This window comes from Steroidobacter agaridevorans (assembly GCF_009932555.1).
Lineage (GTDB): Bacteria > Pseudomonadota > Gammaproteobacteria > Steroidobacterales > Steroidobacteraceae > Steroidobacter > Steroidobacter agaridevorans.
Genome location: NZ_BLJO01000004.1, coordinates 44,815 through 61,999, shown reverse-complemented (window position 1 = coordinate 61,999; position 17,185 = coordinate 44,815). Strand labels below are relative to the sequence as shown.

13 protein-coding genes are annotated in these 17,185 nt (G+C 62.6%); 5 read left to right on the top strand and 8 right to left on the bottom strand.

Features of this window, described 5'->3' with window-relative positions:
- The first annotated feature begins 31 nt into the window (after positions 1-31).
- Positions 32-682: a LuxR C-terminal-related transcriptional regulator gene (locus GYH35_RS14940; protein ID WP_161828881.1), complete on the top strand. Its 651-nt coding sequence runs from the start codon at positions 32-34 to the stop codon at positions 680-682.
- Here GYH35_RS14940 and GYH35_RS14935 read toward each other — a convergent pair.
- Positions 624-4,136, bottom strand: a complete 3,513-nt coding sequence (locus GYH35_RS14935) for a hybrid sensor histidine kinase/response regulator (RefSeq protein WP_161828880.1) — start codon at positions 4,134-4,136, stop codon at positions 624-626. The genes GYH35_RS14940 and GYH35_RS14935 overlap by 59 nt on opposite strands.
- A gap of 17 nt (positions 4,137-4,153) precedes the next feature.
- On the opposite strand from GYH35_RS14935, the gene GYH35_RS14930 reads away from it, so the two are divergent.
- The gene (locus GYH35_RS14930; RefSeq protein ID WP_161828879.1) at positions 4,154-4,681 is read left to right on the top strand and encodes a hypothetical protein; all 528 of its coding nucleotides are present in this window, start codon (positions 4,154-4,156) and stop codon (positions 4,679-4,681) included.
- Here GYH35_RS14930 and GYH35_RS14925 read toward each other — a convergent pair.
- Entirely contained in the window at positions 4,671-6,419 is a 1,749-nt protein-coding gene (locus tag GYH35_RS14925; RefSeq protein WP_161828878.1) for a diguanylate cyclase, read from the bottom strand. The genes GYH35_RS14930 and GYH35_RS14925 overlap by 11 nt on opposite strands.
- Positions 6,420-6,612: 193 nt before the next feature.
- Here GYH35_RS14925 and GYH35_RS14920 point away from each other — a divergent pair, with 193 nt between their 5' ends.
- Positions 6,613-8,880 carry a di-heme-cytochrome C peroxidase gene (locus tag GYH35_RS14920; protein ID WP_161828877.1) on the top strand — a complete coding sequence of 756 codons (2,268 nt, stop codon included), beginning with the start codon at positions 6,613-6,615 and terminating at the stop codon, positions 8,878-8,880.
- Positions 8,881-8,975: 95 nt separating this feature from the next.
- Here the strand turns inward: GYH35_RS14920 and tal are convergent, their stop codons facing one another.
- Positions 8,976-10,085, bottom strand: a complete 1,110-nt coding sequence (gene tal, locus GYH35_RS14915; RefSeq protein WP_161828876.1) for a transaldolase — start codon at positions 10,083-10,085, stop codon at positions 8,976-8,978.
- Between the two features lie 166 nt (positions 10,086-10,251).
- On the opposite strand from tal, the gene GYH35_RS14910 reads away from it, so the two are divergent.
- Positions 10,252-11,175: an aspartyl/asparaginyl beta-hydroxylase domain-containing protein gene (locus tag GYH35_RS14910; RefSeq protein WP_161810709.1), complete on the top strand. Its 924-nt coding sequence runs from the start codon at positions 10,252-10,254 to the stop codon at positions 11,173-11,175.
- A gap of 253 nt (positions 11,176-11,428) precedes the next feature.
- On the top strand, positions 11,429-12,223 hold the full coding sequence (locus tag GYH35_RS14905) for a hypothetical protein (RefSeq protein ID WP_161810708.1): 795 nt from the start codon (positions 11,429-11,431) through the stop codon (positions 12,221-12,223).
- Position 12,224: 1 nt separating this feature from the next.
- On the opposite strand, the gene GYH35_RS14900 is transcribed toward GYH35_RS14905, so the two are convergent.
- From GYH35_RS14900 to GYH35_RS14880, 5 genes are all read right to left on the bottom strand, one after another.
- Positions 12,225-12,773 (bottom strand): DUF2058 domain-containing protein, encoded by a 549-nt coding sequence (locus tag GYH35_RS14900; RefSeq protein WP_161828875.1) that lies wholly within the window; start codon positions 12,771-12,773, stop codon positions 12,225-12,227.
- Positions 12,774-12,857: 84 nt separating this feature from the next.
- Positions 12,858-13,805, bottom strand: a complete 948-nt coding sequence (locus tag GYH35_RS14895) for an AraC family transcriptional regulator (protein ID WP_161810706.1) — start codon at positions 13,803-13,805, stop codon at positions 12,858-12,860.
- Between the two features lie 274 nt (positions 13,806-14,079).
- A complete protein-coding gene (locus GYH35_RS14890; protein ID WP_161828874.1) occupies positions 14,080-14,790 on the bottom strand; it encodes a pseudouridine synthase in 711 nt (236 codons plus the stop codon).
- Positions 14,787-15,863 carry a class I SAM-dependent methyltransferase gene (locus tag GYH35_RS14885; RefSeq protein ID WP_161828873.1) on the bottom strand — a complete coding sequence of 359 codons (1,077 nt, stop codon included), beginning with the start codon at positions 15,861-15,863 and terminating at the stop codon, positions 14,787-14,789. The genes GYH35_RS14890 and GYH35_RS14885 overlap by 4 nt, the downstream gene beginning before the upstream one ends.
- Positions 15,853-17,136 carry an aminotransferase class I/II-fold pyridoxal phosphate-dependent enzyme gene (locus GYH35_RS14880; protein ID WP_161828872.1) on the bottom strand — a complete coding sequence of 428 codons (1,284 nt, stop codon included), beginning with the start codon at positions 17,134-17,136 and terminating at the stop codon, positions 15,853-15,855. Before GYH35_RS14880 ends, GYH35_RS14885 begins: the two co-directional genes overlap by 11 nt.
- Positions 17,137-17,185 lie beyond the last annotated feature (49 nt).

Genomic DNA, 17,185 nt, shown 5'->3' with positions numbered 1-17,185 from the left:
AATGACACAAGCATGGAGTATTGCGCGCGCAATGAAGCGCGCCGTTCTGATCGCCGATGACCATCCCCTGTTTCGTGATGCACTCAAGCTCGCCGTCGCCCAGGCCGTGCCGGGCGCACAGATCATCGAGGCGGATACCGTGCACTCATTGTTCGCGGCGCTCGATGCCCATCCCGATCCCGAGCTGTTGCTGCTGGATCTGAACATGCCGGGCGCGCAAGGCTTCAATGCCTTGGTGCAGGCGCGAGCGAATTTTCCTACCGTGCCCATCGTGGTGATCTCGGCGCGTGAGGATCGACGCATCATGCAGCGGGCATTGGGCCACGGCGCGGCGGCATTTGTCCCGAAGTCCGCCTCCATCGACGTCATCGTCGAGGCCTTACGCGCTGTCCTGAGTGGCGATACCTGGCTGCCCGCTTCGGCAACGACGGGCAGCGATCCGACCCCGCTGGATCAACAGGAAATCGACGCGACCTCGCGACTCGCAACGCTGACCCCGCAGCAGTTCCGCGTGCTCTCGATGCTGTCGTCAGGCTTGTTGAACAAGCAGATCGCGGCGGAGCTGGAAGTGTCCGAAGCGACGGTCAAAGCTCACGTGAGCGCGGTGATGCAAAAGCTTGGCGTCAGCAATCGGACGCAAGCCGTGCTGCTGGCGCAGCGACTCTCGCTGGATCAGCCGTAAGCGCCACGATCAGCGCTCGTAAAGCCGCCGGACGCAACGGCTTACGCAACACCTGGAATCCCAGCGCACTCGCGCGTTGTGCCAGAGCGGCCGAGCCATCGGCAGTGACCAACGCACCGGCGCGCATTCGCACGGATTCTTTCGGGACCAGCTCGTCCAGCACATCCAAGCCCATGGGCTCGCCGCCGAGGTGGTAATCGGCGAGCAGCAGATCGATCGATCTCGCCTGCAATGTCTCACGCGCCTGCACGGCCGTGCCGACACAGACCACGTCGATGCCCCAGCGCGTCAACAACTCGCGCATGGCGTCGAGAATGTTTGGATCGTCCTCGATGCACAGCACGCGCAAGCCCCGCAATCCTGCAACGCTATGCACTTGAGCCGGTGTCGTCACTGACTCGCGCGCGATGCCCTTGCCACGCGCCACCCGCACGCTGAAAGCACTGCCCCTGCCTGGGGTCGAACGCAATGTGAGTCGAGTTTGCAGAATATGAGCAATGCGATCGCAGATCGACAGGCCGAGGCCGAGACCGCGCTCTCCCCAAGGCGAATGCTGATCGAGCCGGCGAAACTCTTCGAAAATCACGCTCTGACTTTCGGCGGCAATGCCCGGGCCGGTGTCGATGACTTGAAACTCGACCTGATTGCCGGCCCGGCGACGGACGCCGACGACTACGCGTCCACTGCGCGTGTAACGCAAGGCGTTGCCGATCAAGTTTTGTAACACTCGACGCAGCATCCGCTGATCGGAGTACACCCGCACGCGCGTGGAGTGCACTCGCAGCTCCAGGTTGCGCTGCGCGGCGACCGGTGCGAATTGTTCCTTCAACGAATCCAACAACACGCCTGCGGAGAAATCACCGAGCTCCGGCTGGATCGCGCCCGAGTCCAGCCGCGAGATGTCGAGCAAGCCATCGAGCAGCTCTTCGGCGGCGTGCAACGAATTTTCCACGCGGTCCGCCAACTGCTCGACCTGCGGATGTTGTAGCTGACCGGCGTGACCCCGAAGCGCCGCATTGAACAACCGCGCGGCATTCAACGGCTGTAACAAATCGTGACTGGCGGCGGCGAGAAAGCGCGTCTTGCCCAAGTTGGCCTTCTCTGCAACCGCGGTCGCTTCGGCCAGCTGTTGGGTGCGCTCGACGACGCGTTGTTCCAATGTTTCGTTGATCTCGCGCAGCTCATCCTCGACGTGCTTGTAAGTGGTGACGTCATTGAACGTGCTGACATAGCCACCGTCAGGCAGCGGCTGCCCCCGCACTTCGATCACGCGACCATCGCTGCGCCGCCTTTCGGAAAGATGCGGCGAACCCGCCCGCATGTGAGCCAGCCGTTTCTCGACGTGCGCCTCTGCATCGCCCGGACCGTACCAGCCGCGCGCGGCGTTATATTGCATCAAATCGGCGATGGGCCGGCCGGCACGCATCAACTCCGGCGGATAATCGAGCAACTCCACATAGCGTCGATTCCACGCCACAAGTCGCATCTCCGCGTCGACGACGCTGATCCCCTGCGGCATGTTCTCCATCATGGCTTCGAGCATTTCGCGATTGAAGCGCAGCTTCTGCGAAGCCTCATCGAACAGCGTGACCACTTCGCTGAACTGCAGGCCGGCGCCTCGCAGCGCGCTGGTCAATACCATTCGCGCCGAGGCCGCACCGAGCGCACCGGCGAGCTCGCGTTCCAAGCCTTGTAACAATCCAACGTCGGCGCGCTGCGTCGGCGAATAGTCGCGGCTATGTTCCTGTTTGTATCGCTCGAACCAGGCTTGCGCCGCGCTCCATCCCAACAGGCGCTCGGCGAGCAGCTGCAAGTCAGCGATCGTCGCCGACCCTGGCAACAACTTTGCCCGGCGTGCATCGGCGCCCGCGATGCGTGGAGCAAGCTGCAAGCGCTCGCCGATCGCCGGCGGCGAATACAACGACATCCCGACCAGCGCGATCATATTCACCAGCAGCGACCAGAACACGCCGTGCGTCAGTGGATCCGGTCCGGTGAACCCGAACAGCGAATGAGGCGCAAGCACACCGATGCCGAACGGACCTTCCGTGATCCACGACGGCATCAAGCCGTCCGCACTCGCGAACGTTGGCAGCAGCAGCGTGTAGATCCAGATCGAGAATCCACCGCACAACCCGGCGAGCACGCCGACCCGACTCGCACCCGACCAATACACCGCACTGACCACCGCCGGCGCGAATTGGGCCACCGCCGCGAATGCGAGCAGACCGATCGACGCGAGACTCGACCCGTTCGGCACGACTCGAAAGAAACAGAACGAGACCAGCAAGATGACCAGGATGGCGGCGCGCCGGATCCAGAGAATGCCTCCCGATGCGAGACTGCGGTCACCCAGTGCGGGCGGCCGCCAGCGCCAGATCGCGGGCAGCACCAGGTCGTTGCTGACCATGGTCGCAAGCGCGACGGTCGCAACGATCACCATGCCGGTCGCGGCCGAGAAGCCGCCGAGATAGGCGAGCAACGCCAGCCAGTCATGTCCGCCGCTGAGCGGCAGCCACAATACGAACGAGTCCGGCGCAATCGAGCCGCTGCGTGCGCCCGCAGCGATGGCAGCCGCGGCGATGGGCACGACCACCAGGCTGATCAGCACCAGATACGTCGAGAACCACCAGCGCGCGTGGCGCACATCGCCGACTTCGGCACATTCCACCACACCGACCTGAAATTGCCGTGGCAAGCAGAAAATGGCCGTCAGCGACAACAACGTCTGCGTGAGAAAGGAAATGGAATGATCCACGCCAGCCGGCATCTGCCGCGCCATCTCGAGCAACGGCTCGACGCCATCGAGCTGCGTCAGCGCGAACACCGCCACACACAGCAAGGCGATGAGTTTCACCAGCGATTCAGCGGCCACTGCCAGCACCATGCCTGGATGATGCTCGGTCGCATCGACCTGCCGCGCGCCGAACAGACTGGAGAACAACGCCAGCATCAGTGCGACCAGCAAGGCACTGTCGCGATACCAGGCCACGGTTTGCGCCGGCGCGCCCGCCGACAAGACCTCGATGCTCATCGAGATCGCTTTCAATTGCAGGGCGATGTATGGAATGGCGGCCGTCAGTGCGATAACGGTCACGGCCACCGCGATCTGCGACGAACGGCCGAAACGAGCCGCGAGCAGATCGGAAATGGAAGTGGCGTTCTGCTGCTTCGCCATGCGCACCAGCCGCTCGAAGAACGGCAGCAGGAACACGAACACCAGCAGCGGCCCCAGATAAATGGGCAAATAACTCAGCCCATCGCGCACCGCGCTGCCCACCGCGCCGTAGAACGTCCAGCTCGAGCAATAAACCGCCAGCGCCAGACTGTAGATCAGCGGCCGCAGCCGCGCGTGCTCGGGATAGAGCCGCCGCCGGTCGCCCCACCACGCAATGAAGAACAGGCCGCAAACATAGGCCAGCGAAGCGACCAGGAGCCCCCATCCCGAGATCATGGCTTCATAATACGCAAGTGATCACCTACAACGTATTCCTGGATCGCACCCGCCTGCCGGCCGCCGCCGACTGGGCGCGCACGATTCGCGAAGCGGGCTTCGAGGTGCAGCTGAATGCCGAGTTCGAGCCGGGCTCGTTCAGCGGCTATCTGCCCTGCCCCGACGACCGCACCGGCTTCGAGTATTACCTGGAGTCGTTTACCACGCCGACGCTGGAAATCGGCGACGCCGGCGCCCAAGCCATCGGCTCGCGCAACGCTGTGGCCAGCCTGCGATTCAGCGGTCGCTCTTCGGACCGCGACGCCGCGAGTGCCGCCGCCGCCACGTTAGCTGCCATGACCGATGGCGTGCTGTTCGATACCGAGCCGGGTCATTTCATCGCGGCCGACGAAGCACTGGCCTGGGCGCGCAACGAGCGGTATCAGCCGATCGCCACTTATCACCGGCGCGCGATGCGTCGCAAAGCGCGCCTGACGCCGCCCATCATCCTGCGGCTGCTGATCATTCTGTTTCTGGTGCTCGCGATCTACTGGCTCAGGAAGTAGCGGCCCGTTGCGCCGGAGGCTCCTGCTCCCGCGCCGGTTCGAGCGAAGCGTGAAAGGCCACCACGCAATTGCGTCCTTGCTGCTTGGCCCGGTACAGCGCCGAGTCGGCCGCCTCGAAGAATTTGTCGGCGTTCTCGAAGTCGCCGCGCGACAGGCACGCATAGCCCACGCTTATAGTGATCGCCAGCTCGCCGTTCAATGTTTCTTCCACGGTGCGGCGTAACCGCTCGCTCATCGCCGATGCTGTCTGGCAATCGATGCCGGGCAGGATCACCGTGAACTCTTCGCCACCGTAACGACAGGCAACCATGGGCTTGCGGGCGAACTTACGCAAGGCATTCGCAACGGCTTTGATGGCGTGGTCGCCGCGCGCATGGCCGTGCCGGTCGTTGTAACCCTTGAAGTGATCGATATCGAGCACCAGCAACGACAGCGGCTTCTGCTCCTGCCGGGCGATGATGAACTCCTGCGGCAGCCTGTCATCGAACAGGCGGCGATTGCCGAGCAGCGTGAGCGGATCGGTCCGGCTCTGGTGCTGCAGCTCATTCATGCGCGTGCTCAAGGTCATCGACAGCAGGATCATTTCCAGCAGCGAGCCGATCTGCCAGCCGTTCTGAGTGAAGAACGTGTGCGGCAGCACGCCGAAGGTCTTCAACAGGAAGATCACCGAGCCGCACAGGAACGAGCTCCATGCGATGACGTAGAAGCGTGCCGGCCGCGAGCCCAGCAGCATCGCAGCGATGCCCATCACCAGCATGAAGATCACGCCGATCAGCACCAGCCCGGCGACTGGCGCGATGATGGTCGAGTAAGGCACGAACGGCGAAGCCAGCAGCAGGATGGCTGCAACCGTCTGCAGTCCTCGGGCTGCCAGATCCAGCCGCGGTGTGACTTCCTTCGCACGCAAGATCATCCGCGAGAACTGCAACCCCGCGAACAACGCGATGTTGATCAGAGCGACCAGACTCGTATTGCCCCAGCGCGGACTCTCCGGCCACAAGTACTGATAGGCCAGCCCGTTGTGAATCAACATGTACAAGCCGAAGGTGCCCACATACGCGAAGTAGGCGAGGAAGGCCTTATCGCGCACGGCGATGAACACCAGGCTGCTCCACACCAGCAGCATGATCACGCAACCGTAGTAGATGCCGTATGCCAACTGCTCGCGGCTGAGCGATTCCAACAGCTCCGGCGAACTGAACAACGACAGGCTGATGTCGATCGGCCCCTGGGATTGATAACGCAGGTACACCACGCGCTCGCCTTGCGACGGCACATGAATCGGAAACACGAAGTCGCGATGAGCGATGTCGCGCGCGGCGAAGGGCCGACGGTCGCCGGTCTTGTGAATGCGCCACTCGTTCGAGCCGGTGTGCTCGTAAACGTCGAGATAGTCGATCAGCGGGTAGGTCTGGCGAATGAAGATCTCACGCTCGCGCGAGCCCGAGTTACGAAATGTGACCCGAGCCCACCAGACCGAGCTGGTAAAGCCGACATTGGCGGCCGCCAGGCTGCCGGGGCTGAAGGTCGACTGGGCCACCCGGTCGAGCGACAGATCGCCCTTGGCGTCTTCGAGCAGGTCGATGTGACGGCTGAATTCCTCGACGTGGATGCGCTCGGCGGCGGGCAACTCGAACACGGTCGCGCCCGGCCCGGCAGCGGCGGCCTGCACGCTTACGCCCAGCAGCAGCGCCAGCATCAGGCGCCCGGCGAAAACGGCAATACGAAGCGGCGACATCGGCACTCTCTCCTCCCTATCCGCTGTGCCTCTACGAATTGGCGCGAAGTATGCGACACCGCGACCAAAGCCGCGACCTTCTCAGTCATGAAATATTGGAATTGTGATGTCGTCTGCGGGCGCTGTGTGAGCCTGTCGGTAACTTCCGCGCCTCGATGTGACTTGAATTCAAAAACACAACAGGGAGTAAGCGATGCGGCGTCCGGTTCGTTGGCTGCTCGCGCTGGTGCTGATCGCCGGCGTAGCACTGGTGGCAGGGTTTCTCTGGTTCGTGCTGTGGCCGGTCCACACCATTCCCGCGCTCGAGCCGGTCGACGAATACGTGTGGCTCGATCAGAACTGGGGCGCGGGCCAGCACACCGAGCAGCGCCAGACCTACTACTACACCGGCCAGGGCACCTCGATGCCGCAGGGCGCCTCGGGCGGCGCGCTTCGTTACGACTGGTTCGTGCATCTGGAGCTGCCGTTCTCCAGCGAGCGCTTCGCGAACCCGGATCACATGCGCAAATACCGGTTCCTGGTCGATCCAGAGCCGAGCCCGGCCAATCCGGATCAGCTGCCCATCGGCTTCACCAGGCACTTCGATCCGGCGATCGGCGAGTACGTGCTCGATATCACTTGTGCGGCCTGTCACACCGGCGAGATCCACTACACCCAGAACAATCGCACCATTGCGATGCGCATCGACGGCGGTCAGGCCATGCACGCCTTCACCGACATGACCCGCGGCAGCTTCGCGCCGGTGCTGCTGGCGTCTCTGGTCGACACCGCGGTCAAGCCCTGGAAGTTCGATCGTTTCGCACAGCGGGTGCTCGGCCCCGGCTATCCGGATTCCAAATCGGAATTGAAGTCGGCGCTGTGGGCGACCATCAAGGCCATGCTCGGCAGCGGCCAGAACAACCCGCTGCGCAAACTGTATCCGGTGCACGAGGGATTCGGCCGCACCGACGCGCTGGGACGTATCGGCAATACGGCCTTCGGCGATCACCTGGCGAAAGGCAATTACCAGGTCGGCGACGCGCCGGTCAGCTATCCCTATCTTTGGAACATCTGGAAGTTCGATTGGGTGCAGTACAACGGCTCGGTGGCGCAGCCGCTGGCAAGAAACATCGGCGAGGCGCTCGGCGTCGGTGCGATTGCACCGCTGCGCAGTGCCATGAATGAGCCGCTGCCGAACGATCACCGATTCCGCAGCAGCGTCGACATCGCCGGCCTGCAACGTATCGAACACACGCTGCAACAGCTCGCACCGCCCACCTGGCCTGAGCAGATCCTCGGCCCGGTCGATACCGCCAAGGCCGAGCAAGGCTCCAAACTGTTCGAACAATACTGCCGCGGCTGCCACGGCCCGCATGTTTCAGATGCTGCCCGTCAGCAGGCGAGCGCGCCGCTCAAACCGTTCCCCGAGGTGGAATGGCGCATCGAAGTGATTCCACTGGAACACATCGGCACCGATCCCAATGCGGCGAAGGGCTTCATGGAGCGTCGTTACAATCTGTCGACGACTGGCCTGACGAATGCCCAGCTCGCCGATGCTCTGCGTCCGTTGTTAGTTCGCTCGCTGGCACGCGATGCGCGCTTCCGTCTGCGCGAAGTCGTACGCCTGCGCGGAGAGCAACAATTGCCGCTGGGTGAAATGCCGGCATTGCTCGAGAGCTATCCGGATCCCGACGCGACTGCCACGCCGAGCTTGCCGCAGGACAGCTTCGATGCGATCGACACGGCGTTGGAAACATTGCTGTCGCCGATGCCGGTCCTGTCGGCCACGCAGCCGGACGATCCGCTCGACTGCGGCCTCGATTGCCACACGCTCAATCTGCTGTGGGATGTGCGCAATGGTTCGGCCAACGTCGAGCAGACGGTCGCTGGTCTGGATGTGACCAAGCTCAGCGAAGGATTGGCGCTGAATCTGGTCGGCATTCTGATCAAGAACCGGTTCTACGCGGACTACGGGATCGACTACGCCACTCAGCAATGTTTGGAAGGCTTCGGCGCACTGGATCTGCCGCAACAGATTTCTGGCTATAAGCCGCGCCCACTGCAAGGCGTGTGGGCCACGCCGCCATTCCTGCACAACGGCTCGGTGCCGTCGCTGTATCAGATGCTGCTGCCGCCTGCGAAGAGAGATCAGAAATTCTTCGTCGGCCGCCGCGACTTCGATCCGGTGCACGTCGGTTATGTGACTTCCCCGGACGCGGAAGGCGATGATGACGGGTTCTGGCTGGATACCAGCATCCCCGGGAATCGAAACATCGGCCACGGTTTCGCGGCCGATGCCGCGACGTGGAGTAAACATTTGCAGGATCCGAACGCGAACCCGCTGCCGAGCGGCGTCATCGGCCCCGAGTTCACGGACGAGCAACGGTTCGCGCTGATCGAATATCTAAAGGTTCATCGGGATCCGCCGACGCCGGAAGGGTTCCAGCCGCCACAGTGCCAGTTGTTTGGGCGTTCGCTTTAAGTCGGCCTGACCTCGGCCGGGTTGGAGGTTAGTCACGCTCGACGCCGCTGTGACGTTTCGGCGGCGTCGGGAGCGAGCCACCGACGCTCCGGCTCCTACTTCCCCGCACGCTTGGCCAACGTCACAAACAACGCGTCGAACGGCTCCTTGAACTTCTTCACGCCCTCGCGCTCGAGCTGCTCGCTCACGGCCTTCAACTCGATGCCCATGCCGCGAAGGATCTGCACCGTCTCTTTCGCTTCAGCCAGATCCTCCTCGATACGAACTCCCGCATCGCCGTGATCGCGAAACGCATCGACCGTCGCGGGCGGTAATGTATTAACAGTGTTCGGCGCGATCAGCGCCTCGACGTACATCGTGTCCTTGTACGCCGGATCCTTGCTGGAAGTAGACGCCCACAACAAACGTTGTGGTTTCGCACCCTTCTCCGCCAGCGCGCGCCAACGATCGCTCCCGGTCCACTGCTTGTAGTACTGATAAGCCAGGCGCGCGCTCGCGATGGCAGCGCGGCCGCGGCGGGCTTTGGATTCGTAGGTGTTCATCGTGTCGAGCTTGGCGTCGATCAACGTGTCGATGCGGCTGAGGAAGAAGCTCGCAACAGAAGCCACTTTATCGATGGGCTGCCCCGCCTTCACTCGCTGTTCCAAACCAGCCAGGTACGCATCGACCACCGCGCGGTAGCGATCGACGCTGAACAAGAGAGTGACATTGATGTTGATCCCGGCCGCGATCAGCTCGGTGATGGCGGGCAGGCCAGCCTCGGTGCCGGGCACCTTGATCATGGCATTGGGTCGATTGAACGCCTTCCACAGGCGCAGCCCTTCGGCGATCGTGCCTTGTGTGTCGTCCGCCAGATGCGGCGAGACTTCCAGGCTCACGAATCCATCGCCGCCGCCCGTCGAATCGTATGTCTGACGGAACAGATCGGCCGCGGCCTGCACATCTTCGAGCGCCAGCGTCTCGTAGATGTCGTTGATGCTTTTACCGGCGCGGGCCAAAGCAGCGATGGCGTCGTTGTACTCCGCACCTTCGCCGATGGCCTTGGCAAAGATGGCGGGATTGGAAGTCACGCCCGCGAGTGCGTCCTCGGAGATGAGGCGAGCCAGGTGCCCGTCGCGCAGCCAGCTGCGACGGATGTCGTCGAGCCAGATGCTCTGACCCAACTGGTGGACCTGGCGTAACCGATTCGGGACTCGCTCATTCATCTCATGACTCCAGTTCAAAGACTCTGCAATGCATCACGCGCAATTGTATAGGACCCGAGTGCGATTAGAGCTGTAGCGTCAATACTGCAATTCCCCACAATGGCTTGTTCTCAAGCTTTCGGTGAGTATCCTCCGCCCAACACCGCCTACTTCCTCACGCCGCGCAATGCTTCACTCGCTCATGTCACCCCGGATGCTGATCCTGGTGACGTTCCTCGCCTCGGTCACCTTCGTCCAGTTCCGCGGCCGGGTTCGCCACAAGTTCTCGCGCCTGGTGGCCGATCACGCCAACCTGCTCGCGCCTTACAACACGCTGATGTATTTGTTCTCGGCGGTCAAAGCCAAGCCCTATGCCGACATCCGGGAGTTCCCCGAGCTGCAACAGGTCACCGAGCAGTGGCAGATGATCCGCGAAGAGGCACTGAAGCTGTTCGACGAAGGCCATATCCGTGCCGCCTCGGGTTACAACGACATCGGCTTCAACACCTTCTTCAAGCGCGGCTGGAAGCGCTTTTACCTGAAGTGGTACGGCGACTTCCTGCCGTCGGCCTCGGCGTTGTGTCCGAAGACGGCCGAGCTGCTGGGGAAAATTCCTTCCATCAACGCGGCAATGTTTACACTTCTGCCGCCCGGCTCCCGTCTCGGCGCCCACCGCGACCCGTTCGCGGGCTCGTTGCGTTATCACCTCGGCCTGATCACACCGAATTCGCCCGACTGCTACATCGTGGTCGACGGCCAGAAGTATTACTGGAAGGACGGCGAGGCGGTGATGTTCGATGAGACATACATTCATCAAGCCGAGAACCGCGCCGACACGACCCGCGTGATTCTTTTCTGCGACATCGAGCGGCCGATCTCTAACCCCGTGTTGCGATGGATTAATCGCACCGTCGGCCACGGCATGATTCGCGCGGCGGCAACACAGAACGTGCCGGGCGAGCACGTCGGCGTGCTGAATCATATATTCGCTTACGTGTATCAAATTCGCGCGCTCGGCATCCGCATCAAGGAATGGCACAAGCCGCTTTATTACCTGCTGAAGTGGTGTCTGATCGCCGCCATCGGCTACGGGATCGTTGTCGGTTTTTGAGACAACGTCTCATTCGAGTTTTCGTTCGTCGTCGATCCTACCCTCGATCGCCGCGGCAATTATTTCCTCCGCGGCTTTAATCCAAGCCCACATCGCCTGCTAATTTGCTGGTCACGGCGGTGATCCGCTGGCGCGCCTTTTTCCACATGGAACTTCCGTGCGTGCGTGTCGTTGCTTGCTTATCCTCGGCATGGTTTCTGCAAGTTCCTAAGGGCCAAGGGGACTTGACCAGTGCCGCTGGACGGGGGCTGCAATGATGATGCGTCTCGGACTCGCGTGTATCACTCTGCTATTTCCTGTGTTGGGTCTCACCTGCGAGAGCGTCAATCGCGAGCAATGCAAGCAGCGCTTCGAAGCGCTGGTGAATTACCGCACCGAAGCCATCACCAACGCCTTTGGCGATTTGCTCGGCACCCTGCCCACCGAGCTCGATGTGAAATTCGTCGGCAGCAAAGAGCTGAAAGACAGCGACGGCAAAGAAACGTACGACGCCGACCACCACGCGCTGGTGTTTCCTCGACGCCTGCTCAGCGCCAAGGTGCCCAATCCGATCCGCGCCGCCGCTTACTACTGGCCGTTCTACGAGAACGAGCAATATAGAAATGCATTCCCGGTGGTGGAGACCATCGATCAGCTGATCTGGACCGCGTTCCTGCAGGAAGCGGCCAAACGCCGCGGCCTGTCCTGGCCGCACAAGGACTGCAACTCCAGCGATCTGGGCGAACGCCTGCCCTGCGAGATGCTGGTCGAAGGCATCAACGAACATCTCAAGGAAGTGCGCACGCCCATCTTCAATGCCAACCGGCTCGACATGATCTGGCCGGAAGACTTCGCGGGCTTCCGCCGCGGGTTATGGAATAAAGGCGATCAGCTGTATCTGGACGTGCAGCGCTATGGCGGGATTCTGTTAATCGGCCCGCTGATCGATCAATTCGGCGTCCCGCGAGCACTCGCGTACATCGCGCAGACGCCGTTCCATGTCGAAGACAACAACATGCGCCTGTCGGCGCAGCGCTATCAGGAGCGAGCGCGCAAGGTGCTCGACTGAATTACCACATCAGATCGTCGGGGACGACATAGTCCTTGTACGGATCGTCTTCGGCCGGCTTGCCTTCTTCGGCGTTCAGTTTCACGACGGCGCGCTCATCGCGCTCGCGGATGCGCTCGGCGATTTCCGGAAGCACGAGATCGTACTTGCCTTCGCAGCGGGCGATGACGACCGTGCCGGCGATCAGCTTTTCGCGCAAAGCATTGTCGGCGACGATCCGACGCACCTTGCCGCGATCGATGAAATTGAAATATTCCTCGCTCTCCGGCTTCGGCAGCCGATGCTGCTCGATGAGCTGCTTGATCTGCGCCCAGCGCTCCTTGCGGTCCTGATTTTCCTGGCGTTTGCGGTTCAGCTCGGCATCGCGCGCAGCTTTCTCGGCCTGCGCTTTGGCGCGCGCCTCGGCAGCCCGCTTTTCCTGCTCTTCACGCAGCTGGCGATTCTTCGCCTGCTGATGTTGCTGCTGCTTTTGCTGATTTTCGGCCTGGCGCGCCTGCTTCTTGCTGCCGAGGCCGGCGGCCAGCAGCTGATCGCGCAATGACATGCTCATCGAAGGCTCCGCACGGACTCCTTGGGGGACGGCGCCATTCTACGCAAACCGCCGCCGCGGGGGAGTGTGATGCTCTTCGAAAACTCAGGCCGGTTGCAGGCCGCCGCCGCGCACCGTCTCTATTTCCCGTCGCGGCGGGGCGCCGAACAGGCGTCGATACTCGCGACTGAATTGCGACGGGCTTTCATAACCCACGCGATGCGCGGCCGCGGCGGCCTCCAGCCCCTCGGTGAGCATCAGGCGGCGCGCCTCGTGCAGGCGCAGGTGTTTCTGAAACTGCATCGGCGACATGGCCGTCACGGCTTTGAAACGATGATGCAACGATGATTCGCTCATGTGCGCGGCCGCGGCCAGGTCTTCGATGCGCAACGACTCGGTGAATCGCTTGCGCAACAGATCGATGGCGCGCGCCACGCGATTCACCTGGCTGTCGACGACGCACAACTCGCGCAATCGATGCCCCAGCTCGCCCGTGAGCACTCGATAATGAATTTCTCTCAACACCAGGGGCGCGAGAATCGCCGCATCCCGCGGCTGTTCCAACAAGCGCGTCAGCCGCAGAACGGCGTCGAGCAATTGCGGACTGGTGCGTGCGACATACAGGCCACGATCCGTCGATGGCGGCACGGCGCTGCGGCCGACCTGCAACAACAGCTCGCCGATCATGCGGGCGTCGAGCTCGAGACGCAGACACAGATAGGGCTTCTCGGAGGTCGCCTCGAGGACATGACCGATCGCCGGCAACGTGACTGACACGGTGAGGTAATTCAACGCATCGTAGTAATAGACATCGTCGCCGAGCACCGCGCGCTTGCGCCCTTGCACGACGATGCAAAGGCTCGGCTCGTACACCGACGGCGTCGGCACCGAGGGCGTGTTGGCGCGAATCACCGTCAGGGCCGGAATGGCGGACGGATGAATGCCCTCCTGGGGCGTCAACCGGGTCACCAGGGCGGCCAGCTCGGCTTGCTGCTCGTCCAGGTTGGGGAGCTCGACGGTGGCGGGATTCGGGATGGGAATGGCGGCGCTCATGAGTGCGGCCTGCGGAAGCTAGGAGTAAACGAGTTCCCTGATCGTGCAAGTTTGCCACTGGTTGAAATGCTCCGTCCGGCACAGCCGGTCTGCCGAGGTTCAAGCATGAGTTGGCAATCTCGGGACGATAATCAGGCTAGTTCGACCGCCGGATTATCAACATAGTTCAGCGTCCTTGTCCCACGCGGGCAAGGCACCTTTGCGGAATCAGGCAAGAATCGACGAGGAATCGACAGCGCCCGCCGGGCTGGCTGACGGCTGTGTCAGCCCGGTGTCAGTCGGCGGTCACAGCGAACAGGCGTTCGCGATCGGCGGCGTCGAGCGGGCGCCATCGGCCCTCGGGCAGAGCGCCCAGGTCGAGGCCCCCAACCTGGCTCCGGTGCAGCTTCTCGACGTGATTGCCGACCGCCGCGAACATCCGGCGCGCTTGATGGTAACGCCCCTCGGTCAGCGTGAGCCTCGCCTGTCTCGGGCCGAGCACTTCGAGCTTCGCAGGCGCCAGCGGCTCGCGCTCGGACTCGAGCATCAACTTGCCGCTCGCGAAGATCTTTACCTCGTCGCCACGCAGATCGCGCGCGAGCGTCGCTTCATAGATTTTCGGCAGCTTGGATCTGGGCGAGACGATCTGATGCAGCAACTTGCCGTCGTCCGTCATCAACAGCAGACCGGTCGTGTCGCGATCGAGCCGCCCGACTGTCGCCACGATGGGATTGCGAGAACGAAACCGCTCCGGCAACAGGTCATAAACGATCTGGCCCGGATCGCTGGTCGAGCAGGTATAGCCCACCGGCTTGTTCAGCATGAGCAGCAGACCGGGCGCGGGATCGAGCGGCTCGCCATCGATCAACACGCGCGAATGATCGACCTTGTCGTCCGAGTACAGCACGTCGCCATCGACGTCGGTGATGCGACCGTCGCGAAAGATCGCGAGCACCTCCTTGCGGCTGCCGTAGCCCAGATTGGCGATGAGCTTGAGCAGCTTCATCGCGCGGCCCTGCGGGCGGCCTTGGCGCGCACCGCTTCGATGATCTTGTAGCCGTGCTGTTGCACGACCGTGCGCACGCTGGCGAAGCTTTCGCTCAACACGTTCTCATAGGGCAAGTGTCGATTCGCCACCAGCCACAGCTTGCCGCCGGGACGCAGCGACTCCGCCGCGACTGCAATGAAACGACGGCCGATGTCCGGCCGATCGATAGCACGCTGCGCATGGAATGGCGGATTGGTGACGATGACGTCATAGGTATCGGGCAATCCGGCCGCTACGTCATGCCACCGATAGTCGATGGGTGTGCGCGCTTCGAAACTCTTCAAATTCACACGCGCCAATTCCAACGCGCGGTTCTCCGCCTCGTAAGCATCGAGCGCAGTAATGCCGGGACAGCGAGTCAACAACTCCGCCGACAAATAGCCGAACCCCGCGCCGAGATCCGCAGCCCGGCCGGACAAGTTGGATGGCAAATGCTCGGCGAGCAACGCCGACGCCACGTCGATGCGATCCCACGCGAAGATGCCGGGGCGGCTCGTGAAACGACCGTCGGCGATCGACCGAGGCGCATCGAGCTCCTGCCAATGCGCGATCAAAGAAACATTGAGCCGCGCGAGCGATGCCGTCCAGAACACACGACATTTATTCTTGCTCATCGACTCGACGTCGCCGGTGAGCTGCGTGAGATCCGCTTCGCTCGAGCGAGCGCCTTCGTCATTGCTCTGGCTGACAACGATGCGACCGCCAGGCTTGGTCATCGCGACGGCGCGCGCCATCAGCGCACGCGCCTCATCGCGTTGACGAGGCGGCAATATCAGCACCAGCTCGTAGGTCTTGGCCGCGCCCGTGACATTGACGGCGAAGCCCGCCTGCGACAACGCGTCCGCTTCGGGCTTGAAGCTTTGCTCACAAACCAGCCCGGGCAACGGCCGCTCGTGCAGCGGCCAGCCGTCGCGCGCGCGAAGAAACATCGCGCCGCCTGCAGGCCCACTTTCTGTCGGCCATGGCAGGCGGCCTTCGCTGAATGGTACGAAGAGCGTTTCGAGCGCCGCGTCGCTGCGATCAGCCGGCATGCGACTGCAACAGCTTCTCGGTGGCGGCGAGCAGCACGCACACGGCCACGCCTTGCACGGCTTCCGTCACTTCCGCCAGCTCCGGGAAGCTCGGCGCGATACGGATGAAACGATCCTGCGGATCCTTGCCGAGCGGATGCGTCGCGCCGGCAGGCGTGAGCTCCACGCCGGCTTCTTTCGCCAGCTGCACGACGCGCTTGGCGCAGCCGTCGAGCACTTCCAGCGAAATGAAATAACCGCCCTTGGGACGCGTCCACTTCGCCACGCCCGAATCGCCGAGCACTTGCTCGAAGGTATTCAGCACCTGCTCGAATTTGGGCGCGAGGCTTTCGCGATGACGATCCATCAGCGCGGCCACACCGCCGTTGCTGTTGAACAAACGGATGTGACGCAGCTGATTCACCTTGTCGCCGCCGATGGTCCGCATGCTCATGTTCTTCAGATACCAGGCAGCGTTGTCCTTCGAGCCTGCGAACAATGCGACGCCGGCGCCGGCGAACGTGATCTTGGAGGTCGAGCCGAAGATGAAGGCGCGATTCGGATTGCCATGGCGCGCGCAGAGCTCGTCGATGTTTGCAATCTCGACGCGCTCGGCGGTGAGGTGGTGCACGGCGTAGGCGTTATCCCAGAACAAACGAAAGTCGCGCGCGGCGGTCTTCATCTTCGCCAGGCGCTCGACGGTTTCGTTGGCATACACCGTGCCGCACGGGTTGCTGTATTTCGGCACGCACCACATGCCTTTGATCTGCGGATCGGCGGCCACCAGCTTCTCGACCGCGTCCATGTCCGGACCGGTCGCGAGCATGGGCACCGGAATCATCTCGATGCCGAACTGCGCGCAGATGGAAAAGTGACGGTCGTAGCCCGGTACCGGGCAGATGAAAGCCACGCGGGATTCGCGCGACCACGGCTTCTCGCTGTCGACCGTGCCCTTCAGCATCGAATACACGACCGCGTCGTGCATCAGCGAGAGGCTGGCGTTGTCGCCGAGAATCACGCGATCCGGGCTGACACCGAAAATCGGCGCCAACTGCGCGCGCAGCTCGGGCAAGCCCTGCAGCTCGCCGTAGTTGCGGGTGTCCACGCCACCGGCCAGGTAGTCGGCGCCGGGCAGGCTCAGCAGCTCGTTGCACAGGTCCAGCTGTTTCGACGACGGTTTGCCACGGGTCAGATTCAGTTTCAGCTTGCGCTCGGCAAAAGCCTGGTAGCGGCGGCGGATGTCCTCGTGGACGGCGCGCAGGTCGTTGGCGCCTAAAGTCGTCAGGTTGGGCATGGGTGGGTGAAGTTCGGGGCCGGTGCGGCCAGTTGGGGTAAATTTCGCG